The organism is Rugosimonospora acidiphila, from assembly GCF_039543385.1.
Classification (GTDB): Bacteria; Actinomycetota; Actinomycetes; order Mycobacteriales; family Micromonosporaceae; genus Rugosimonospora; species Rugosimonospora acidiphila.
The window spans coordinates 423235-443591 of the sequence record NZ_BAABJQ010000001.1 but is presented as its reverse complement, the minus strand read 5'-3'; the positions used below and the strand labels follow the sequence as shown (position 1 = coordinate 443591).

The following is a 20357-nucleotide window of genomic DNA, read 5'->3' as shown; positions in this document are numbered from 1 at the left end:
GTGAGATAACGCCAGCGATACCGTCCGGCCGGAACAGTGTCCCATGAGCGGCCCGGCAACGCGGTGAGCCGGGCGATCCCGGCCAGGCGGCCCGACAAGCCGCAACGACGCTGCTCAGCGAGCCTATCGGAGCAGATGGGCGGGATCAGCGACGTACCCGGCGCCGCTGCGCCGACCCCGTCCGGGGCGGCCGGCGGTGGGCGTTTGAGGTCGGGACGGCCGGGCGGGTGGGCGTCGATGGGACGAGGCACGCCCGACGGGGGCTACGGCGCGCCGCCGGCCGGGCGGCCCAGTGTGACGATCGTCATCATGGATGCGTCGTCGGGCGCGGTCATCACGGCGGCACGAAACCGACCTTGCCGGCATTCTCCCGATCGAGGCGACGGCGCCACGAGCGGCCGGCGCGGCCGGATCGACTCAGGCGACGCGGCACTATGCGGCACGGCCGCGTCACCGTCGCCCGACCGGCGAGCCCGACCCGCGGATCCGACCGGCGAGCCAGGTGTGGCCGGCGCGGTCGGGGCCCATGGACGTGGTGCGGTGCCGTTGGCGGGCGTGCCCGCCAACGGCGGCGGCCGGTCCCCGGATATCCGGGAACCGGCCGCCGACCGACGCGAAGCGTCAGGTCACTTGAGGGTGACCTTGGCGCCCTCGGCCTCGAGCTTGGCCTTGGCCTTGTCGGCGTTCTCCTTGTTGGCCTTCTCCAGCACCGGCTTCGGCGCGGCCTCGACCAGGTCCTTGGCCTCCTTGAGGCCCAGGCCGGTCAGCTCACGCACGACCTTGATGACCTGGATCTTCTTGCCGCCGTCCGCCTCGAGGATGACGTCGAACTCGTCCTTCTCCTCCTCGGCCGGAGCGGCAGCGGCGCCGCCGCCCGGGGCCGCGGCGGCGATCGCGACCGGGGCGGCCGCGGTGACGTCGAAGGTCTCCTCGAACTGCTTCAGGAAGTCAGACAGCTCGATCAGCGTCATCTCCTTGAACGCGTCGAGCAGTTCGGTGTTGCTGAGCTTCGCCATGGTGGGTCGGCTTCCTTTCGTACGTGGTGGTGGTCAGGCGCTCTCGGGCGCCGTGGTGGCCGACGCCTCGGCGGTTGCGGCGGGCTCGGCACTGGCCGAGCCGCCTTCCTTCTCGATCTTGTCCTGCAGGGCGGCCACGGTGCGGGCTGCCTTCGCGAGCGGCGCCTGGAACAGGCCGGCGGCCTTGCTCAGGTTGGCCTTCATCGCACCGGCCAGCTTGGCCAGAATGACCTCGCGGGACTCGAGGTCGGCGATCTTCCCGACCTCGGCCGCGCTGATCGCCTTGCCCTCGAAGACGCCGCCCTTGATGATCAGCAGCGGGTGGGTCTTCGCGAAGTCGCGCAGGCCCTTCGCCGCCTCGACGGGGTCGCCGGAGACGAAGGCGAGCGCGGTAGGACCGGCGAACAGGCTCTCCAGTCCGGTGATTCCGGCGTCGGTCGCCGCCCGCTTCGCGAGCGTGTTCTTTGCCACCTCGTACTTCGTCTGGGCACCCAGCGAGCGCCGCAGCTCGGTGAGCTGAGCGACCGTCAGGCCCCGGTACTCGGTGAGAACGGTCGCGCTGGAGCTGCGGAAGCTCTCGCTCAGCTCGGCGACCGCGCCGGCCTTTTCGGCCCGGATCTTGTCTGCCATGTCCCTCCTTCCTGTGATCCTCGCGGGAGCGCTCGTGTTACGAGACTTCCCTGTGTGGGCTGGTGCCTCGATGGCCCAACAACGAGAAAACGCCCCGGGCGCAGGTGCGCACGGGGCGGGCAGGATCAGGACGGCCCGACTTCCGATGCTCCGGACCCCAAGATCCAAGCCGAACCGGCTCGAGTCCCGATGTCCGTCCCTGCGCGGGCCGCCCGCTCGATGCGGGGCCTTCGTTCGCGCCTTGCGGCACGATAACCAGCGGTCTCTGGGTGGTACTTCGCTGGTAAGAGTACCGGAGGCGGTGGGCGCCGCCAAAACCGCCCGGGCGCCTCAGCTCCGGGTGCGCCGCAGCCAGCCGTAGCCGGTCAGCACGGCCGCCGACCAGATCAGCGCCCAGCAGGTCAGGCCGCCCAGGGCGCCGGCCTCGATCCCGCCCGAGAGCGCCCGAGCCGTGCCGAGCAGGGGCGGGGCCAGCCACGGTACCGGGGACCCGCGCATCCCCAGGATGAGCGCCAGGACCGCGCCACCGATCAGGATGGCGGTCGCCCGGCCCGGCGTACCGGCGATCACCCGGCTGCTCAGGGCTCCCAGCGCGATGGCGGACGGCACGACTATCGCGTGCGCCCACAGGCCCAGCAGCAGCCCGGTGACGGCATCGGTGTGCTCGACGCCGCCGACCAGCCACGGAACCCCGATCGCGAGCACCACCACCGGCACCGCGACCGCACCGGCCGCGAGCAGGCCGGCGGCCGCCTCGTGCCGGCGGGAACGCATCGCGACCAGGGCCAGCCTGCGCTGGACGTCGGGCTCCGCGTCGAGCAGGAGCTTGGCCTGCCAGGCGAGTACGGGGAACATCAGCAGCGCGGACACGCCGTACGCCTCGGCGGCCACGGCCTTTCCGCCGCCGTACAAGATGCCGAGCAGCACGAGCGCGGCCAGCAGCGGGGGGATGCACCGCCCGGCGCGCAGGTACGCACCGACCCGCATGGACGCCAACGCCGCCGCGCCGGGATCGATGGTCCGGCCGGTGCCCGCCACGCTCTGCCGGCTCATGCGTGTACCCGGATGATCTGATGCCCCGCGGCGCGCAGGGCGGCCACCGCGGCCGGGCCGTCGTCGGCCGCCACCTCGATGAGCCACGGCGCCCCGGACACCGCGCCGCCGACCGGCACCGGTCGCACCGCGGGCCGCGCCTCGGGCGCCGCCGGGGTCTCCACGGCGGGGATTTTCGCCGGCCTCGCCGGCGCAGAAGCCTCCGCCGGCCCCGCCGGCACACAAGCCTCCGCCGGCCCCGCCGGCACAGAGTCCTCCGCCGGCGCCGCCTGCGCGGGGAGGGGCGCGTGCCGCGTCGCGGGCGCCCGGTCGACGGTCACCCGGCCGGCCTCGACGGTCCACCCGGTGGCACCGGGCAGCCGCGCGGTCTCGCCGCGATGGTCGCTGACGATGACCGCACCGCCGGCCGCCACCACCTCCGCGACGATCTCGGGTACCAACTCCCGGGCGGCCGAGTCGAGCCCCTCCCAGGGCTCGTCGAGCACCAGCAGATCGGGGTCGGGAATCAGGGCCTGCGCCAGGCCGACCTTCTGGGCGGTGCCCTTCGACAGCTCGCCCAGCTTGACCGTGCGGAACGGGGCCAGGCCCAGCCGCTCGATCCACGGCTCCGGCGAACCGGCCCGGGAGAGCGCCGCCATGGCACCCAGGTAGCGGGAGACGGTGAACGGCTGATCAGCCGGGAACCGCTCGGGTACCCAGCCCACCCGGCCAACCCGGTCGAGGATCCGGCCACGGGTCGGCCGAAGTACGCCGACTAGCAGTTGCAGCAGGGTGGACTTGCCGGCACCGTTGCGCCCCCGAACCACCACGATCTCGCCATCATCGATGTCTACGGTGACGTCCGAGAGCACCCAGTTGGCGCGGCGGCCGTACCGGAACGACACCCCGTCGAGGCGCATGAGGTGATCGTGCCATAGCGCGACGACGGGAACGACCCTGCAGGGTCGTTCCCGTCGTGTCGAACGGTGCCGCGTGCGGCCGGGCGCGATTACTCCGCGTCGCCGGCCTCGGTCAGGTTCCGCGTGATGCCAGGGTCGATCTGGATGCCCGGCCCCATCGTCGTGGTCACGACGACCTTCTTGAGGTACTTGCCCTTGGCCGCGGACGGCTTCGAGCGCAGCACCTCGTCGAGCACGGCGGCGTAGTTGTCGACCAGCTGCTCCTCGGTGAAGGACGCCTTGCCGATGATCAGGTGCAGGTTCGAGTGCTTGTCCACCCGGAAAGTGATCTTGCCGCCCTTGATGTCCGACACCGCCTTGGTGACGTCCATCGTGACCGTGCCGGTCTTCGGGTTCGGCATCAGGCCGCGCGGGCCCAGGATCCGCGCGATCCGACCGATCTTGGCCATCTGGTCCGGGGTGGCGATGGCCGCGTCGAAGTCCAGCCAGCCCTCCTGAATCCGGGCGACCAGGTCGTCACTGCCCACCACGTCGGCTCCCGCTGCCTCCGCCTCGGCGGCCTTCGGGCCGGCGGCGAAGACGATGACCCGAGCGGTCTTGCCGGTGCCGTGCGGCAGGTTGACCACGCCGCGCACCATCTGGTCCGCCTTGCGCGGGTCGACCCCGAGGCGCATCGCGACCTCGACCGTGGGGTCGAACTTGACGCCGGTGGTCTCCTTGGCCAGCTTGATCGCGTCGGCCGGGGTGTACAGCCTCGCCCGGTCGACCTGGTCGGCTGCCTTGCGGTAGTTCTTGCTGTGCTGCATGAGTTCGGTCTCCTGTGGTGTCTGGCGGACGCAGCCCGCGCCCTCCCACGGTGTGTCGGGGTCAGTCCTTGATCGTGATGCCCATGGAACGGGCAGTGCCGGCGATGATCCGCTCGGCCATCTCGATGTCGTTGGCGTTCAGGTCGGCCATCTTCTTCTCAGCGATCTCACGCAGCTGAGCCTTGGTGATCGCGCCGACCTTGGTGGCCTGCGGGACGCCGGAGCCCTTGGGCACGCCGGCGGCCTTGATCAGCAGGCGGGCGGCCGGGGGCGTCTTGAGCACGAAGGTGAACGAGCGGTCCTCGTACACGCTGATCTGCGCCGGTACGACATCGCCGCGCTGGGACTCGGTCTGGGCGTTGTACGCCTTCACGAACTCCATGATGTTGACGCCGTGCTGACCGAGGGCGGGACCGACCGGCGGAGCCGGGGTCGCCTGGCCAGCCGGCAACTGAAGCGTGAAGGTCTTGACGAGCTTCTTCTTCGGAGGCATGGCAGCATTCTTTCCTGGGCTGGTTGTTGGCACATACTGCCGGCCCGATCACGTCGCACGGTTCGACGCGTTCCGGGCCGGACGTTTTAGGGTACCGCTACGTCGCGGACGGCTCCGTCCGGCTCTCGCCACCCGGCTCCCGCGGCCATTCGGGGGCCCACGATCACCCGGCCGATAGGCCGGGGATCGCGCGGGTCCCGATCGCGGCGACCGCCCCGCTCGCGGGGCGACCTCGCCGGATCAGATCTTCGTGACCTGGTTGAAGTTCAGCTCGACCGGGGTCTCGCGGCCGAAGATCGACACGAGCACCTTGAGCTTCTGCTGGTCAGCGTTGATCTCACTGATCGTGGCCGGGAGCGACGCGAAGGCGCCGTCGGTGACGGTGACCGAGTCGCCCACCTCAAAGTCGAGGACCTTGACCTCGGGCTTCGCCTTGGTCTTCTCCACCGTCGCGACCGGCGCCAACCACTTCAGCACCTCGTCGAGGGAGAGCGGGGCGGGCCGGTCGGCGCGGTCGGTGGCGCCGACGAAGCCGGTGACTCCCGGGGTGTTACGCACGCAGGAGTACGACTCGGGGGTCAGCTCCATCCGAACCAGGATGTAACCGGGGAACACCTTGTTCTGGACCTGGAGCCGCTTGCCGTTCTTGACCTCGACCTCTTCCCGGGTCGGCACCTCGACCTGGTAGATGAAGTCTTCCATGTCAAGGCTGGTGATCCGGGTCTCGAGGTTGGTCTTGACCTTGTTCTCGTAGCCCGCGTACGAGTGCACGACGAACCAGTCGCCCGGCGCGAAGCGCAGCGCGGCGCGCAGCTGCTCGACCGGGTCGCCCTCCTCCTCGTCGGCGTCGGTGGCGTCGACATCGACGGTGGCCACGGCGGTCGTCGGTACGCTGGCCGCCTCGGCCGACGCGTCGATCTCCGTCGCCTCTGCGTCGGTCACGTCGTCGGGGGTACGGGCAGTCTCGTCGTACTCAGGCACGCTAGTTCTCTTCTCCTACTAACTCTGACCGCCGCCGAAGACCAGCAGCACGAGCCTGGCAAACCCGAGATCAAGCAGCCCGACGACGGTCAGTATGATCGCGACGAAAATGACGACGACCGCCGCATAGGTCAAAAGCTCCTTACGCGTCGGCCAGATGACCTTGCGGAGCTCAGCGACGATCTCACGAATGAACCGACCGATCCGGCCAAAAATTCCGGGACGATCGTCGGCGCCACCCTTGGTGGCCTTTTTATCCGTCTTGTCGCCATCATCCTTCGACTTGGTGCGCAGCGCGGTCGAGCCTTTCGCCGCCGCGGCCGCGTCCTCGTCGTCGAGGGAGTCATTGTCGACAGCGTCGTCGAGCACCTCATCAAGGTGCTCATCCACGGCGTCCTCGCCGCGCCGCTTGCTCTCGGCCACTTCGCCCTCTTCCAATCGAAGGTGATATGTCACGCGCTGCGGATCACTGCCGCGCTCTTCCTTTTAAATGCGGGCCGGCTGGCCCGCCGTCCGTCAAAGCCTGCAGGGGCGACAGGACTCGAACCTGCAACCTGCGGTTTTGGAGACCGCTGCGCTACCAATTGCGCCACACCCCTAGGAAGAGCTCACCCTGACCGCACCCGGCCAGGGTTGGATCACCCTACGGCCGCCCAGTGTACGGGTATCGACCGGGATTTCCCAACCGGAACCCGCGGGGCATCCCCGGTCATGCCACCCGCACCGTCGCCCGAGCTTGACTGAGTACTTTCTCTCCTTCACAGGTGGCGGTGAGATCCAGGATCGCGTGGCCTTCTTCTGTCGTGCCCTTCAGGACACCGGTGACCACCAGTTCGGTGCCCTCGTCGGTGTCCGGCACCACCACCGGGCGCGCGAAACGGACACTATAGTCGATCACGGAACCGGGGTGCCCCACCCAGTCGGTCACCGCCCGGCTCACCAGCGCCATGGTGAACAGTCCGTGCGCGATCACGCCGGGCAGACCGACGCCGGTCGCGACCCGGTCGCTCCAGTGGATCGGGTTGAAGTCACCGGACGCACCCGCGTACCGGACGAGATCCGCCCGGGTGATCCGATACCTGCGCTCCACGAGATCCATCTCGCTCACTCCCCCCGTACCACGAGCTTCGACCAGCCGGTGACCACCAGCTCGCCGTCCTGGTCGACCACCTCGGTGCGCGCGGTGACGAAGTCGTGCCCGCCCCGCGACACAATCTTCTCGATGGTGCTCCGGCAGGTCAGCACGTCGTCGGCGTGAATCGGGCGGCTGTGCTGGAGGCGCTGGTCGCCGTGGACGACCCGGCTGAAGTCCAGCCCGAGATCCGAGTCCTCGACCAGCTGCCGGACGCCCGAGTTGGTCAGCACGACGGCGAATGTCGGCGGAGCGATCACGTCCGGGTAGCCCAGCTTCCGGGCAGCTTCTGGATCGAGGTACTCCTCGTCCTCGGCCCCGATGGCCTCGGCGAACTCACGGATCTTCTCCCGCCCGACCCGGTAGGGCGGGGTCGGCGGGTAGGCGTGGCCTTCGAACGACGGATCCAGTGGCATGGTGCGAACCTACCGCCCGGCGACCCACGCCGAGCCGCCGCCATCAGCCAGCCGAGCCCGCCCACGCTGCCCGAGAGTCCGCCCCGCCCGGGCCCATCCCTGCCGCCCGGGCCCATCCATGCCGCCCGAGCCCGTCCGTGCCGCCCGAGCCCGTCCGTGCCGCCCGAGCGCGTCCATGCCGCCCGAGCGCGTCCATGCCGGCCCAGCCCCGGCCACGCCGGCCCAGCCCCGGCCACGCCGGCCCAGCCCCGGCCACGCCGCCCGAGCGCCGCCCACGCCGCCGGAGCCCGTCCCCGCCGGCGGAACACCGCCCGGACCCGCCCGGCGCCGCCCAGGGCGCGCGGAGGGCTCTGGACACCCCCGTCGAACCCGGCGCCGGCGCAGACCAACGAGCCGGCCGAATGAGGCCCACGATCCGGCCGGATAAGGCCGAGAGGCGGGCCGAATACGTAGGCGGGGAAACGACCGGCTGGGCGCCCAGTACGCGCCGGAACGCACTGATGGCGACGCCCCGAAATCGGGACGCCGCCATCCGCGGACGATGTTTCTTCGCCTTACCGGGCCCGGGCGCCGAGGGCGCCGCCCGACCGACTCGACCGGTCGGTGGGACTACCGGGTCTCGCGGTGCAGAGTGTGCTTGCCGTCACGCGGGCAGAACTTCTTCAGCTCAACGCGGTCCGGGTCGTTACGGCGGTTCTTGCGCGTGATGTAGTTGCGCTCCTTGCACTCCACACACGCCAGCGTGATCTTGGGACGTACGTCGGTCGCCTTAGCCACGGCGGAGTGCCTTCCTCGCTGATGGGACTTTTGCTCGGCGTCCCAGGGTAGCCGCTTGACGGCCACGGACGCAAAGCGGGCGCCCTGGAGACGCCCCGCTAACCGTAGCGGTGGCCGGACTTGAACCGGCGACACAGCGATTATGAGCCGCTTGCTCTACCAACTGAGCTACACCGCCAACTGCCCTCCGGCGTTGACCGGCGAGACCACCTACCGGAATCGACCGGCAGGAGCCCCCGCAGCGTCAACTGGCAGGTCGAGCCCCCTTACGGAATCGAACCGTAGACCTTCTCCTTACCATGGAGACGCTCTGCCGACTGAGCTAAGGGGGCGTCGCTATCTCCGTCCGGAGAAGCGCACCGGGTAAGAGTACACAACTCATGCGGGCGGGTCGAACCGGTATGCGGGTGTCAGGGAACGGCGCGCAGCCGTCGTATCTCACCCGCCGGCGTGGGCTCCGGCTCCGTCTGAGCGGAGAACCATGCCTCCAGCCGGTCGTAGGACAGCGGGCGGCTGAACAGGAATCCCTGGCCGGTGTGGCAGCCGATGTCCTCCAGCAGCGAGAGGGTCAGCTCGCTCTCCACGCCCTCCGCGACCACGCTCAGCCCGAAGTGCCGGGCCAGGTCGACGATCGCCCGAACGATCGCCAGGTCACCCGGATCGGTCGCCATGCCCTGGATGAACGTCCGATCAATCTTGACCTCGTGTACCGGCAGCCGGCGCAGGTACGACAGCGACGAGTACCCGGTTCCGAAGTCGTCGACCGACAGCCGTACGCCCATCTCGCTGAGCTGATTCAGGATCGGGAGCATCCGGTCGCTGCCACCGGACATGCCGTTCTCGGCCATCTCCAGGGTCAGCTGGTCGGGGCTCACGTCGTACTCCGCCAGCAGCCCACTCACCCAGGCCGGGAACTCGGGATCGGTCAGGGTACGGGGCGACAGGTTGACCGCGACGTTGAGCGGCTTGCCGGCCAGGGACCACTCCCGGCACCGGCGCAGCCCCTCCCGCAGCACCGCCTCGGTGAGCCGGCCCATCTGCCCGGTGTGCTCCGCCACCGCGACGAAGTCCTCCGGCGAGACGGACCCGTGCGCACTGCGCTCCCACCGGGCCAGGCACTCCACCCCGACGAGTTGGCGGGTGCGGAACGACACCTTCGGCTGGAAATAGACCTCGAGCTCGTCGTTGTCCAGCGCGCGCCGCAGGTCGCCGGCCAGGGCGAGCCGCCGGCTCGACCGGGACTCCAGGCCGATGTTGAACAGCTGTACGGCCGGGGACATCAGCTTCGCCACGTGGGTGGCCACGTCGGCGCGTTGCAGCAGGATCCCCGGCTCGGCGCCGTGGTCCGGATGCATCGCTATGCCCACCGCGGAGTCCACGTCCAGCTTCAGTTCACCGATCTCTATCGGATCCTGTAGCGCCTGCCGCAGCTCACCGGCGAGGGCGATCGCGGCGTCCGCACCCGGAGTCCGCAGCATCACCGCGAACTCGTCGCCGCCGAGCCGGGCCACCAGCGCCGCCGCCGGGGCGGCCTCGCGCAGCCGGCGAGCCACCTCGGACAGCAGTTCGTCGCCGGCCGCGTACCCCAGGGACTCGTTGACGTCACGCAGTCCCGACAGGTTGAACTGGAGTACGGCGACCGCCTCGCCCGGGGCACGCACCTTCACGGCCTGCTCCAGAGCGTTGGCCATGCGCCGGCGGTTCGGCAGGCCGGTGAGCGCGTCGTGGTGCGCGTCGAACCGGAGCCGGTCGACCAGCCGCGAATTCTCCACCGCCGCCGAGGCATGTACCGCCACGGTCTCCAGCAGCCGGATGTCCTCGGCTCGGAAGGTGACCGTCGGACCGCCGAGCCGGTCGGCCACCTCGAGAGTGCCGATCACCGCTCCACCGGAGCGCAGCGGTACCACTATCGCGTCCTTGGTACCCGCCTCCCGCAGCGCGGCCCGCGACTGGTCGTCGCCGTCCAGCTTGGGCCCGGTGGCCACCGTGATGCCCTGGTCGAACGCCCGGTGCCGCTGGCTCTCCGGGGTCGCCGAGAGGTCGATCAGGCCGCCGTCGTCGACCCGCGCCGACAGCAGCGTCTCCGGGAAGCGGCCCTGCGCCGGCAGCCACAACGTCGCCCACTCGGCCTGCAGCAGCCCGCGCACTCGGGCGAGCAGGACATCGGCCAGGGTGACGTCGTTGTTGGTCTCCGCCACGGCACGAGTCAGGTCGTAGATCTCGCTAAGCGACCGGTGCTGCCGCAGCGACTGCGCGTACGCCCGGTACACCACGAACAGAGCGGCGGCGAGGCCGGCCACCAGCAGGAGTGCCCACGGACTGCGCTGGATCGTGATCAGCACCAGCAGCCCGACCGCGGAATTGATGCTGCCCACCGCCAGGCCGGGCGTCGAGGTGCGCACTATCCGCCGGAGCGAGGCGCCGCCCTGTACCAGCGAGATCACCCCGAGTACGGCGGCGACGCTGAACAGCACGGTCGCCACCGTCGCCGCGAACAGCACCAGCCAACTGCGCGGCCCGGTGCCCAGCGGATCGGAGTACGAGACGATCAGCGCCCCGACCGCGGTGCTGGCGAGAATGCTCGAGGTGTTGAAGGCGAGCTTGACCGGTGGCCCGACCCGGGCCTGCACGATCAACCTGGCCAGCGTCCGGACCAGCAGCAGGGTCAGCGGCGGCAGATAGAACAGTGCGACGATGAACGGAATCTCCGTCGGCACGATCCGGAGACCGTGCCGACGCACCTCTACGGTGAACGAGAGCGCGTCGGCCGCGACGAACACCGCCAGAAATGCGGCGGCCTCGGGGAGCGAGCCGAAGACGGGCCGGTGATGCGCTACCGCCGGCACCGCCAGCAAGATCGTTAGGACGGTCAGCGGCCCGCTAATAAACCAGGCGAGGTACTCCGGTCGGCGCGGAGCGGTCACGGTAATCGTCACGCTCCCTAACGTCAGGACCGGCGGGTCAGACCCAAATGACGTCCGCCGGGCTCATCTCGTGCATCCCGCCCAGCAGCGGGGAGCCCGGGGTGGAACCGACAACGCTGACGACGACCGCCTGGGGGCTGTCGTCACTCGCGGGGGCGGCCACCCGGCCGGTTGGGGCGGCGGCGATGATGATGCCGAGCGCGACCGCCGCCATCACTATGAGCCGCAGCGTGCCGCTACGCAGCCTGCGTCTGTTCATTGCAGCTCCTGTTGGCGAGACCAGTCGATGGTTAGCGAGGAGTAATGTTGACGATGTTGCCACAGAAGCCGTCATAGCAAAAGTCCAGCTGCACCCTTGAGCCGATTGACTCGTCAATTCTCACCCATTGCGACGACGAGACCAGCGAAAGTGGCCAAGGATGACCCGGCGGCTAGTGCAGATGCTGGCCAAAAGGTCATCGCGATATGGCCGAAAGTATGATCGACCGCCTGGTTATCGCGCCCGTCGACAGCCGGCGGTTGTGATTCCACGATCGCGCAGGGTGCCGGTGGGCGAGGCGGCGACGGCCGGCGGCCTGACGGGTGTTTTCTCGTGGCCAAGGGGGACGCCGGCCTGCTGGGAAGGATCGCCCGGAACGCACCGCAGCCCCGGGCGGCGGTCCGGATCTATTGGCGGCGGGCCGGCGAGTCCGTCGCACCCTGAGTCCCGGGTCCGGCCTCCGCAAAGGGACTCATCCGCACTCGGGTTCGAAACCGGGGAAATTACGGATCGTCACTGATTCCTTCGGAGCGCCATCGACCACTGGGCCACCATTCATGAGAAACACAGGGGCCAGTGGAGGGGTCAAGATAGCGTTACCCCACGGGGAAGTCACGGCAGTTGACTATCGCGCTTTGCACCGCCAGATCGACAATTAACGGCGGAATAGCGGTAATGCTCGGTATTGCCCCTTTCCGGACAGCTGACCGCGCAGAGGATACCGACGAATCGGTTATATCCCGCGATGTTCCGGGGCGGCGCTCCCGACGGTTCCGGGTGCCGGCACGTGGACGCCCGGGCGAGCCTCCCGTCGGCACTACGAGCCGGAGACGCCGTGCCGCAGCTGTGCGGGTACCCGGGCGCGTCCCACGGCCGGCCGGCGGGCCGGGGCCGGAGCGACGGACACCGCGACCGGCACGGTGGCCGGCTGGCTCTTGTCCGGCAGCGGGTGCCGCGCCCGGTGGGCACGCATCGCGGCATCGAACGCCTCGGCGTTCAGGCTGCGCTGCGCCGCGGCGGAGATCTCCGCCTGCTGCCACGCGATCCGCTCGATGTCGGACACCGACTGATAGGTCCGCAGCAGCCGGGCACGGCCGGTGCGGCGGATGATCAGATCCTGCTGGAACGGATGCAGCTTCGGGTCCCAGCCCTCGCGGTGCATCATGGCCGCGCTCAACTGCTCGATGGTCAGCTCGCCCCGGTGGTACGCGCTGGTGGCGGCCCGCAGCAGGTACCGTTCCCGCTGCTGCGCCTCCTCGGTGTTCAGCTCGGTGTCCGGCACCGGGTAGACCGCCGCCTTCATGGCACGACGGGCGGCCTTGTCGGCGTTCTCGTACGCGCGCCACGCCGCATCCTGCGCATTGAGCACGGCGTGCCACTCCTGCCGCCGTCGCTGCGCCGTCACCGCCGCCCGGCCGGCGGCCACGGCCACCTCCTCGGCGTACCGGCGCAGCTCGTCGGGCGAGTCGCCGGAGGAATCGCCGGCGGTGGCCGCCACGGCGGCGGGCAGCGACCCGCGGCCCCGGCGAGCCGCGACGCCGGCCGGTGTCACCTCGGCCCGCTGGGCGGGATCGGCGGCGGCGCGCGCCCTTCGGACGGCGGCGCGACGGGCCCGCGCGGCTCGGCGGGCCGCACGCCGCTCGCGACCGCGCTGGCTGGTCAGCGAGATGACCGCGCAGACCAGCGCGGTCAGCGCGACGAGACCCAGCCAGATGGTCAGGGCCTCACGGACATCGGTGAGGAGCTCATGCATGACGAAATTTCCCACGATCGATACCTCGTCCAAGATCGATGCGTTTGGCGTGCGGGGTGGCCACTCCGATGAGAAGGTCCACAAGGGGCGGCCTGTGGGGTATGGACCGGTACGCCGCTATGACCGGCGGGGTCCACCCATGTGGGAACGGAAGGTGGCGTGGAGTTCCTGGCGGCCCGAAGCGCGGCCGTCAGGTGTTATGCGATCGGAGGAGCCCGCGAGCCCACCGTGAGAGGCACGGAGGTGCGGAGTGCGGCGGACGGGTACGCCGCGGCCGGCCGGCTCGCGGCCGCGGGCGCCATGATGGGCGCGGTCGCGGTGAGCGGGGCCCGGTGCGCACTCCACTGGTCGGCGCCGTCGCGGGGACCGGTGGCCTCGGCCACCGTGGTGTAACCGGCGTCGACGCCGGTCGCGAGGGGAGCCGGGATGGATGCGTCCCGCGCGGTCAGCTCGGCGTGGGCCGATGCGGACGCACCAACCGAGGCCGTGTTGACCGGAACCGGATGCCCATACCGCGCCCCGGCCGCCACAGAAAGCAGGGCAAGACCGACGAGCAGCGGCAGCGATCGATGCGCGTGACGTCGACGACGGGGCGACGCAACGACGGGCATGCGTGGACGTTACTCCCCATAGAGGACGTGCGTAAACCGGTCGTGACGAAGATCCCGCGCCGGACACGACCTGGTAGAGGCACCTTTCCGGGGCTCGGTACGCAGAAGCGTCGATACATCGGCAGAGCACTCGTAGGTGGCCAGGCACGGTGCCACGGGATCATCCCGCGCGTCGATGGTGACCTGTGTCACTGTTCTGTCCCTGTAGTTGTCGAGCCGGCGGTGACGGCCGGGTCGGCGGGCGACGCGACGATGCCAGGGCCGGCGGACGGGCCGGCCCTGGCATCAGCTGGTGCGGATCAGAATTGGCCGTTGGCCACATCCGCGAGGGTCACGCGGGTCGCCGTGTAATTGACGGTGACGCCGTTGGCGACGTACTTGATCGGCAGGCCCGTGTCGGCGTTGACGATCAGGCTCTGGGTCCCGTCTCCGGTGGCCAGACTGCCGGCGGCGAGGGTCAGTACCGCCTGGCCGTCGAGGGTGCCCTTGGTGACCTTGACCTCGGGCATCTGCCCCAGCAGCCGCAGCACCCCGGCGCGGACCGTCGGGCTGCCGCCGCCGACCGTCAGGGCGTCCATCGAGTCGTTCCAGACCCAGTTGTCGGTCCAGTTGGACAGGTCGGACACATCCTCGTGGATCCCGTTCTGCGCGAGGACCTTGAGCTTCTCAAGAACCTTGTCGTCGACGGCGGGCTTGGCACCGGGCGGGTCGAGAGTCGGCTTGACCTTCGGGTTGGCCGGGAGGTACGCGAGCGCCATCAGCTTGCGGGCCTGGTCCAGGTCGCCGTCGGCCGCCTGCTTCGCCGCCGCGACCACGTTCTTGCGCCCGGCCTCGTCCGCCTGCTTGTGATCGCCCTTCACCTGGGCCGGAAGGCCGCCGCGGGTCTTGGAGAAGTAGTAGTCGCCGTTGTCGGCGTGCAGGTCCCAGACGTCGACCTTGAGGCCGTTCGTGTACACCTGGTCGCGCAGCAGAAGCGTCGCGTCGCCCTGGGGCTGCGCAGCGGTGGTCAGGTAACCGGCCAGCTGCACCAGTGGGGCGTTCGCGTCCGTCGCGCCACCGGTCGCCGCCGAACTCGGGACGGCCAGATTGTGCGCCGGAGCCTGGGTGCCAACGCCGGCGGTAGCCACGGCGACCGCCGCGACCGCCGCGACGAAGCCGGTACCGGCGGTCGCGCGCCACGCCACGCGACGGTTCCGCAGCTTCCGTCCGCGGGTCTCGATCTGATCGAGGTCGGGCGCGTACGGCCGGTCCCCGACGATGTCCTGCAGCGCCGTGCTCAGACGTTCCTCGGTCTCGTGCGACATGGTCAGTGGTCTCCTTGATTCAGGACGGACTTGAGCTTGATCAACGCCCGGCTCGTCTGGCTCTTGACGGTGCCCTCACTGCACCCGAGGGCCGCCGCGGTCTCCCGCTCGCTGAGCCCCTCGAGAAACCGCAGGACGACGGTCGCCCGCTGCCGCGCGGGCAGCGACTGCAACGCCTGGAGCAGCTCGGCGCGGTTCACCACTTCGTCGGACAGGTCAGCGACGGTGATGTCGGTCACGTCGGCGTCGGGATGCACGGTGAGGTTCCGGTTCCGGCGCCAGCTGCGTCGCGACTCGTTGATCAGAATGCGTCGCACGTACGCGGACGGGCTGTCGGCCCGCTGGACCTTGCGCCAGTGGCTGTACGCCTTCGCCAGGGCCTCCTGGACGAGGTCGTCGGCCAGATACCAGTCCCCGCACAGCAAGTACGCCGTGCGGTGCAACGATGCGGCGATCCTCTGGACGAAATCCCGGAAATCCTGCTCCGCGCCGCTCGCCGTCCCGGCTGGTCGGTGCTTCATTACGGTCGTCACATCGGGAAAGACACCGGTATGGGCGCGGACGTTGTCACGGGGGTTCGGATCTTTCTGAGGCGGTACGTCTGGCGCTCGGAAGAAAACCACGCCCGGCGACCCAAAGGCCAGGTCAACGGCGGCCGGGGTCAGCGGGGCCGGGACCGCGGCGACCGGGAACGTCGCCGGCGTCGGGCCGCCCGGCGGGGTCGAGGCGGGCCTACGACAACGGCCCCTGGTCGGCGTCCGCGCGGACCAGGGGCCGTCGGACTCGAATGCGACATCTAGATCAGCGGCGGACTCGGTAGCGCAGGTGCAGCACGCGGTCGCCCTGGATCACCGTGTGCGGGTCTTCGAGCAGATGCTGGGCATCGGTCGACCCGAAGTACCGCTTGCCTGAGCCGAAGACCACCGGCGCGACGTCCATCGCCACCTCGTTCACCAGGCCGAGGGCGAATGCCTGTCCGCCGACGTCGCCCGCCGCCACGGCGACAGCGCGCTCCCCGGCGAGTTCCCTGGCCTTCGCGATCGCCTCGGCCACGTCGCTGATGAAGTAGTACGACGCCTGACGCTCCCGGGGGTGTACGGAGTGCAACCCCGTGGGGTGCCAATCGTCGGGTCTGGGCCGGTGCGACACCACGATCACGTGATCCCCCGCTGGCGGCACGCCCTCCCAGCCATTGATCATGTCGAACAGGTGGCGCCCGATCACCATCGACCCGATCCCCGCCCACATCGTCATGACGTAGTCGGCCGACGCCTGCGAGACCTTGATTTCGCCACCGTCGATGATTTCGACATCGCCGTTGACACACCAGTCGAAGAGTGGGCCGACCTGATCGTTCGCATCGGCGAGGAAACCGTCCACCGAGCGCATCGACGGGCGGGGGCGGCCCGCCGGATGATCGAGGTTGCCCTAGCTGTCGAGGCGGCCGGCCAGCCCTCCGAGACGCCGACACGTATGCGAGACGACCAGTGAGCTTGAGTGCGCCCGGGTGAGCCCCAATGAGACCTACGGCAACGGCCCCCGGTCAGCGTTTCCGCTGGCCAGGGGCCGTTCCGCGAGAATGTGGCGGGTGAAGGGTTCGCGCCAGATATGGCCGACATCACCAGTCGGTGACTACGCCCAGGCGGGATCACGGCCGGTCAGGCCGATGATGCGGTCCAAGGTGGGCGCGTCGGCCGGCACCGCGACCTCCGGTCCGTACATGCCCATCTCCCGCCCCTGCTCCACGCCGGCGAACACCGTGTCGCGCAGATGCGCCAACAGGTCGTCAGGCAGTTCCAGCCGCTGCCCGGTCGCGACCGCCAGGTCCCAGCCGTGCACGGCCAACTCGCCGACGATCATGTCGCCCATGACGGGCGCGGGCAGCGTGTGCGGCGTGCCCATGCTCGTCTCGCCCTCCCAGGCGCTCGGCGGCGCCCACGACAACGTGATGTCGTCCAGCAGGGCGAGTAGGCGGCCGCGCCAGTCGCCGGCCGCCAGGTCCACATCGGACTCGGCGGCCGCCGGCTGCGCAACGGACTCCTTGCGGCCGCCGCCGGCGAGCGACGGGCCCCAGAACAGGAGGTGGTTCACCAGTGCCCGCACGTCGTACTCCGTGCACGGAGTCTTGTTGGCGAGCTGGTCGTCGGTGATGGTGCGGGCGACCGCGGCCATGGCCTCGGCCGCGTTGGATAGGTGTGACATGACGGCGACGATAGGCGGCGCGGGCCGGAGGGGTCTTGAACAAAGGCGACATAAACTCTGCCGTGTGGGGCGAGACGTTCGTGAGCTGCGGGGTGCGTGGACCAGGTATCAGCGCCACGCGTTCCACGGCCCGTCGCCGACGCTCGCGCCGTGGGTGGAGCAGTACTGGGAGGCTCGCTGGGACTACGCCGAGCCTTACCGGCAGAAGATCGTGCCGTACCCGAACGTGCACCTGTCGTTCAGCGGCGGCCGCGCGGACGTCAACGGCGTGTGCAGCGGCTACCAGCTCAAGGTCCTCGAGGGCCGCGACCACGTCTTCGGCGTCGCGTTCCGGCCGGGCTGCTTCCGCCCGTTCCTCGGTGCCTCCGTCTCGACGATCACCGACCGCGTCGTCCCGGCGACCGAGGTGTTCGGCCCGGACCTGCCCACGACGCTCGACGTGCCGACCGTGGACGCGTTCCTGCGCAAACACCTGCCGGACGACGACCCCCGGGTGCGCCAGGCGATGGCCGCGGTCGAGCTGATCGCCAAGGACAAGGCCGTGACCACGGTCGAACGCCTCGCCGGCGAGCTGGGGCTGAACATGCGGCGGCTGCAACGGCTGTTCGCGGAGTACGTCGGCATCGGGCCCAAGTGGGTGATCCGCCGCTACCGCCTGCACGAGGTGACCGCACGCATGGCCGCCGGCGGGGCAATCGAGTGGGCCGCGCTGGCGGCAGACCTCGGCTACGCCGACCAGGGCCACTTGATCCGCGACTTCAAGAGCATGTTCGGCGAGCCACCGACCTGGTACGCGCAGCGGTATTAGTCCGCCTCCCCCGATTTGAGTGTGGGTCGCGTCGTGGCGCGGGTGCGGGCGGTCGCCGCCAGGGCCGGCGCCGCGCGCGCCGAGCTGTGCGCCGGCCTGTCCGACGGCGGTCGACGCTGGCTCGCCGCCCGTATGATCTGCGTCACGCTGCCGTGTCGACCTGGCTCAGCGCCGGGGTACCGGCGCCCCAGGTCGCCGAGTGGGCCGGGCATAGCGTTCACGTGCCGCTGCGGGTCTACGCGAAGCGCATCGACGGGCGGGCCGGGGCGGCGCGCCGCCGGATCGAGTCCGCGCTGAACCTGCCAGAGGACGTTATGCCAGGTCACAGCTAGTGGATCATGCCTGAAACCTTGCCACGTATTTGCCGCAGCGAGTGAGCCGAGACTGGCCCGGGTGAGACTGAGCGGGACTCACGACAACGGCCCCTGGTCAGCGTTTCCGCTGATCAGGGGCCGTTGTGCGAGACTGTGGCGGGTGGAGGGTTCGAACCTCCGTAGCTCTCGCGACAGATTTACAGTCTGCTCCCTTTGACCACTCGGGCAACCCGCCGTGACAATCGCTGCCGTGGCGCTCCGCCACCGTAGCGGAAGCAAGGATAACGGTAGAGCCGGGGTCTCGCGCAAACGGGTACCGTCGGCACGCCGCCGGGTACGTGGCAAGCTGAATGGACGAATCTCGCATACAGGAGAGACGACGTGGCAGATCCATCGTTCGACATCGTCAGCAAGGTCGACCGGCAGGAGCTCGACAACGCGCTCAACCAGGCCGAGAAGGAGCTGGAGACGCGGTTCGACTTCCGGGGTACCGGTGCGAAGGTCAGCCACGCCGGCGAGAACGCGGTCACCGTGGTGGCCGAGACCGAGGACCGCGCCCGGGCCGCCCTTGAGGTCTTCAAGGAGAAGCTGGTCAAGCGCAACATCTCGCTGAAGTCGCTGGATGCCGGCGAGCCGAAGCCCTCCGGGAAGACCTACCGGATCGATTGCAAGATCATGCAGGGGATCGAGTCGGACAAGGCCAAGTCGATCAGCAAGAAGATTCGCGACGACGGGCCCAAGGGCGTCCAGGCTCAGATCCAGGGCGACCAGCTGCGCGTCAGCGGCAAGAAGCGGGACGACCTGCAGACCGTGATCGCGATGCTGAAGCAGGCCGACTTCGGAGTGGCGCTCCAGTTCACGAACTACCGGTAGATCGGCCGGGCCACCGCCCGCCGTCGGCCCGCGAAGCCGGTGCCGCGACCCGCGAAAAGTAACCAGCCTGGCCAGCCGCGAAGCGGCGACCAGGCTGGTTTGCGGTTTTCGAGGGTCAGCGCAGGTACGTGACGGGACCCTGGTTGCCCGCCAGCTGCTCCAGCCGCGCGATGCGCTGCGCCATCGGCGGGTGGGTGGAGAACAGCTGGGCCAGGCCCTGCCGGCGGAACGGGTTGGCGATCATCAGGTGGGCCGCACTGGTCAGCTGGCGCTCGGGCGGCAGCGGCAGCGCGCGAGTACCCGAGTCAATCTTGCGGAGAGCGCTGGCCAGCGCGAGCGGGTCCTTGGTCAGCGCGGCGCCGGAGGCGTCCGCCTGGTACTCCCGGCTACGGCTGATCGCGAGCTGGATCACCGTCGCGGCGAGCGGGCCGAGGATGAGCATGGCCAGGGCACCGAGGATCCCCCCGTCCCGGTCGTTGTCCGAGCGGCCGCCGAGCGGAATGAACCATGCCAGGTGCGCCAGCATCGTGATGATGCCGGCCAACCCGGCCGCCACCGACGAGATCAGGATGTCCCGGTTGTACACGTGGGACAGCTCGTGGCCGATCACCCCGCGCAGCTCACGCGGGTCGAGCATGCGCATGATGCCCTCGGTGACGCAGACCGCGGCGTGCTGCGGGTTGCGACCGGTCGCGAACGCGTTGGGCTGCGGCGTCGGGCTGATGTACAGCCGGGGCATCGGCTGATGGGCGTTGCTGCTCAGCTCGCTGACGATCGCGTACAGCTGCGGCGCCTCGGCCTGGCCGACCGGGCGGGCCCCCATCGCGCGCAGGGCGATCTTGTCGGAGTAGAAGTAGGAGACAGCGTTCATCACCAGCGAGATGAGCACGGCGATCATCAGGCCGCCGCTCCCGCCGAACAGCCAACCGACCGCCAGAATCAGGCCGGTCAACAGGCCCAGGAGGGCCGCAGTCTTGAATCCATTGAAGTGCCGGTGCACGTTCACTCCTTTTACGGTTGACCGGTACAACGCGTTGCCGGCCGGGGTGCCTTCCCGCATTTTGCCGTGAATCGGCTGGGAGGAGCCTGAAAATCCGCCGATCATG

The 20357-nt window shown here is 69.8% G+C and carries 23 protein-coding genes and 4 tRNA genes; 4 read left to right on the top strand and 23 right to left on the bottom strand.

Annotated elements, in window-relative coordinates; genetic code table 11:
- Positions 1-626: 626 nt before the first annotated feature.
- The 17 genes from rplL to ABEA87_RS02125 all read right to left on the bottom strand — a co-directional run bounded on the left by rplL (position 627) and on the right by ABEA87_RS02125 (position 13139).
- Entirely contained in the window at positions 627-1016 is a 390-nt protein-coding gene (gene rplL / locus ABEA87_RS02205; protein WP_345625487.1) for a 50S ribosomal protein L7/L12, read from the bottom strand.
- A 33-nt stretch (positions 1017-1049) separates the two neighbouring features.
- Positions 1050-1646 (bottom strand): 50S ribosomal protein L10, encoded by a 597-nt coding sequence (gene rplJ, locus ABEA87_RS02200; RefSeq protein WP_345625486.1) that lies wholly within the window; start codon positions 1644-1646, stop codon positions 1050-1052.
- Positions 1647-1976: 330 nt separating this feature from the next.
- Positions 1977-2699, bottom strand: coding sequence for a hypothetical protein (locus tag ABEA87_RS02195; RefSeq protein ID WP_345625484.1), 723 nt, complete (start codon positions 2697-2699; stop codon positions 1977-1979).
- Positions 2696-3598 carry an ATP-binding cassette domain-containing protein gene (locus tag ABEA87_RS02190; protein WP_345625482.1) on the bottom strand — a complete coding sequence of 301 codons (903 nt, stop codon included), beginning with the start codon at positions 3596-3598 and terminating at the stop codon, positions 2696-2698. The genes ABEA87_RS02195 and ABEA87_RS02190 overlap by 4 nt, the downstream gene beginning before the upstream one ends.
- Before the next feature lie 89 nt (positions 3599-3687).
- Complete coding sequence (gene rplA / locus ABEA87_RS02185; protein ID WP_345625480.1) at positions 3688-4404, bottom strand: 50S ribosomal protein L1; 717 nt, start codon at positions 4402-4404, stop codon at positions 3688-3690.
- Between the two features lie 61 nt (positions 4405-4465).
- Positions 4466-4897 (bottom strand): 50S ribosomal protein L11, encoded by a 432-nt coding sequence (gene rplK / locus ABEA87_RS02180; RefSeq protein WP_345625478.1) that lies wholly within the window; start codon positions 4895-4897, stop codon positions 4466-4468.
- 240 nt (positions 4898-5137) lie between these two features.
- Positions 5138-5878: a transcription termination/antitermination protein NusG gene (gene nusG / locus ABEA87_RS02175; RefSeq protein WP_345625476.1), complete on the bottom strand. Its 741-nt coding sequence runs from the start codon at positions 5876-5878 to the stop codon at positions 5138-5140.
- A gap of 18 nt (positions 5879-5896) precedes the next feature.
- Positions 5897-6301, bottom strand: coding sequence for a preprotein translocase subunit SecE (secE, locus tag ABEA87_RS02170; RefSeq protein WP_345625474.1), 405 nt, complete (start codon positions 6299-6301; stop codon positions 5897-5899).
- A 103-nt stretch (positions 6302-6404) separates the two neighbouring features.
- Positions 6405-6477: transfer RNA gene (locus tag ABEA87_RS02165), tRNA-Trp, on the bottom strand.
- A 110-nt stretch (positions 6478-6587) separates the two neighbouring features.
- Positions 6588-6977, bottom strand: a complete 390-nt coding sequence (locus ABEA87_RS02160) for a MaoC/PaaZ C-terminal domain-containing protein (RefSeq protein ID WP_345625472.1) — start codon at positions 6975-6977, stop codon at positions 6588-6590.
- 5 nt (positions 6978-6982) lie between these two features.
- Positions 6983-7426, bottom strand: coding sequence for a MaoC family dehydratase N-terminal domain-containing protein (locus ABEA87_RS02155; protein WP_345625470.1), 444 nt, complete (start codon positions 7424-7426; stop codon positions 6983-6985).
- 609 nt (positions 7427-8035) lie between these two features.
- The gene (rpmG, locus tag ABEA87_RS02150) at positions 8036-8203 is read right to left on the bottom strand and encodes a 50S ribosomal protein L33 (RefSeq protein WP_306837514.1); all 168 of its coding nucleotides are present in this window, start codon (positions 8201-8203) and stop codon (positions 8036-8038) included.
- A gap of 105 nt (positions 8204-8308) precedes the next feature.
- Positions 8309-8381: transfer RNA gene (locus tag ABEA87_RS02145), tRNA-Met, on the bottom strand.
- A gap of 81 nt (positions 8382-8462) precedes the next feature.
- Positions 8463-8535: transfer RNA gene (locus tag ABEA87_RS02140), tRNA-Thr, on the bottom strand.
- A 78-nt stretch (positions 8536-8613) separates the two neighbouring features.
- Positions 8614-11139 (bottom strand): putative bifunctional diguanylate cyclase/phosphodiesterase, encoded by a 2526-nt coding sequence (locus ABEA87_RS02135; RefSeq protein ID WP_345625467.1) that lies wholly within the window; start codon positions 11137-11139, stop codon positions 8614-8616.
- 25 nt (positions 11140-11164) lie between these two features.
- Positions 11165-11386 (bottom strand): hypothetical protein, encoded by a 222-nt coding sequence (locus ABEA87_RS02130; RefSeq protein ID WP_345625465.1) that lies wholly within the window; start codon positions 11384-11386, stop codon positions 11165-11167.
- Positions 11387-12203: 817 nt separating this feature from the next.
- Positions 12204-13139: a hypothetical protein gene (locus ABEA87_RS02125; RefSeq protein WP_345625463.1), complete on the bottom strand. Its 936-nt coding sequence runs from the start codon at positions 13137-13139 to the stop codon at positions 12204-12206.
- A gap of 228 nt (positions 13140-13367) precedes the next feature.
- Here ABEA87_RS02125 and ABEA87_RS02120 point away from each other — a divergent pair, with 228 nt between their 5' ends.
- A complete protein-coding gene (locus ABEA87_RS02120) occupies positions 13368-13532 on the top strand; it encodes a hypothetical protein (RefSeq protein ID WP_345625461.1) in 165 nt (54 codons plus the stop codon).
- A gap of 517 nt (positions 13533-14049) precedes the next feature.
- Here ABEA87_RS02120 and ABEA87_RS02115 read toward each other — a convergent pair.
- The 4 genes from ABEA87_RS02115 to ABEA87_RS02100 form a co-directional block, all read right to left on the bottom strand.
- The gene (locus ABEA87_RS02115) at positions 14050-15054 is read right to left on the bottom strand and encodes a hypothetical protein (RefSeq protein ID WP_345625459.1); all 1005 of its coding nucleotides are present in this window, start codon (positions 15052-15054) and stop codon (positions 14050-14052) included.
- 2 nt (positions 15055-15056) lie between these two features.
- Positions 15057-15575: a SigE family RNA polymerase sigma factor gene (locus tag ABEA87_RS02110; protein WP_345625458.1), complete on the bottom strand. Its 519-nt coding sequence runs from the start codon at positions 15573-15575 to the stop codon at positions 15057-15059.
- Positions 15576-15855: 280 nt separating this feature from the next.
- Entirely contained in the window at positions 15856-16443 is a 588-nt protein-coding gene (locus ABEA87_RS02105) for a dihydrofolate reductase family protein (RefSeq protein WP_345625457.1), read from the bottom strand.
- Positions 16444-16686: 243 nt separating this feature from the next.
- Entirely contained in the window at positions 16687-17256 is a 570-nt protein-coding gene (locus ABEA87_RS02100; RefSeq protein WP_345625455.1) for a TIGR03086 family metal-binding protein, read from the bottom strand.
- Between the two features lie 64 nt (positions 17257-17320).
- Between ABEA87_RS02100 and ABEA87_RS02095 the strand changes: the two genes are divergently transcribed.
- Positions 17321-18064, top strand: a complete 744-nt coding sequence (locus ABEA87_RS02095; protein WP_345625454.1) for a helix-turn-helix domain-containing protein — start codon at positions 17321-17323, stop codon at positions 18062-18064.
- Between the two features lie 152 nt (positions 18065-18216).
- Complete coding sequence (locus tag ABEA87_RS02090; protein ID WP_425570708.1) at positions 18217-18396, top strand: site-specific integrase; 180 nt, start codon at positions 18217-18219, stop codon at positions 18394-18396.
- A 136-nt stretch (positions 18397-18532) separates the two neighbouring features.
- Here ABEA87_RS02090 and ABEA87_RS02085 read toward each other — a convergent pair.
- Positions 18533-18613: transfer RNA gene (locus tag ABEA87_RS02085), tRNA-Tyr, on the bottom strand.
- A gap of 146 nt (positions 18614-18759) precedes the next feature.
- On the opposite strand from ABEA87_RS02085, the gene ABEA87_RS02080 reads away from it, so the two are divergent.
- The gene (locus tag ABEA87_RS02080; RefSeq protein WP_345625453.1) at positions 18760-19251 is read left to right on the top strand and encodes a YajQ family cyclic di-GMP-binding protein; all 492 of its coding nucleotides are present in this window, start codon (positions 18760-18762) and stop codon (positions 19249-19251) included.
- A gap of 115 nt (positions 19252-19366) precedes the next feature.
- Here ABEA87_RS02080 and htpX read toward each other — a convergent pair whose 3' ends face one another.
- Positions 19367-20251 carry a zinc metalloprotease HtpX gene (htpX, locus tag ABEA87_RS02075; RefSeq protein ID WP_345625452.1) on the bottom strand — a complete coding sequence of 295 codons (885 nt, stop codon included), beginning with the start codon at positions 20249-20251 and terminating at the stop codon, positions 19367-19369.
- Positions 20252-20357 lie beyond the last annotated feature (106 nt).

Excerpts from the sequence above, each read along its gene's own strand:
- rplL (WP_345625487.1), bottom strand. The coding sequence starts at position 1,016 with ATGGCGAAGCTCAGCAACACCGAACTGCTCGACGCGTTCAAGGAGATG.
- ABEA87_RS02130 (WP_345625465.1), bottom strand. The coding sequence starts at position 11,386 with ATGAACAGACGCAGGCTGCGTAGCGGCACGCTGCGGCTCATAGTGATG.
- ABEA87_RS02125 (WP_345625463.1), bottom strand. The coding sequence starts at position 13,139 with ATGCATGAGCTCCTCACCGATGTCCGTGAGGCCCTGACCATCTGGCTG.
- ABEA87_RS02105 (WP_345625457.1), bottom strand. The coding sequence starts at position 16,443 with ATGCGCTCGGTGGACGGTTTCCTCGCCGATGCGAACGATCAGGTCGGC.
- rplA (WP_345625480.1), bottom strand. The coding sequence starts at position 4,404 with ATGCAGCACAGCAAGAACTACCGCAAGGCAGCCGACCAGGTCGACCGG.
- rplK (WP_345625478.1), bottom strand. The coding sequence starts at position 4,897 with ATGCCTCCGAAGAAGAAGCTCGTCAAGACCTTCACGCTTCAGTTGCCG.
- ABEA87_RS02110 (WP_345625458.1), bottom strand. The coding sequence starts at position 15,575 with ATGAAGCACCGACCAGCCGGGACGGCGAGCGGCGCGGAGCAGGATTTC.
- ABEA87_RS02160 (WP_345625472.1), bottom strand. The coding sequence starts at position 6,977 with ATGGATCTCGTGGAGCGCAGGTATCGGATCACCCGGGCGGATCTCGTC.
- ABEA87_RS02190 (WP_345625482.1), bottom strand. The coding sequence starts at position 3,598 with ATGCGCCTCGACGGGGTGTCGTTCCGGTACGGCCGCCGCGCCAACTGG.
- ABEA87_RS02115 (WP_345625459.1), bottom strand. The coding sequence starts at position 15,054 with ATGTCGCACGAGACCGAGGAACGTCTGAGCACGGCGCTGCAGGACATC.
- ABEA87_RS02155 (WP_345625470.1), bottom strand. The coding sequence starts at position 7,426 with ATGCCACTGGATCCGTCGTTCGAAGGCCACGCCTACCCGCCGACCCCG.
- rplJ (WP_345625486.1), bottom strand. The coding sequence starts at position 1,646 with ATGGCAGACAAGATCCGGGCCGAAAAGGCCGGCGCGGTCGCCGAGCTG.
- ABEA87_RS02100 (WP_345625455.1), bottom strand. The coding sequence starts at position 17,256 with ATGTCACACCTATCCAACGCGGCCGAGGCCATGGCCGCGGTCGCCCGC.
- ABEA87_RS02195 (WP_345625484.1), bottom strand. The coding sequence starts at position 2,699 with ATGAGCCGGCAGAGCGTGGCGGGCACCGGCCGGACCATCGATCCCGGC.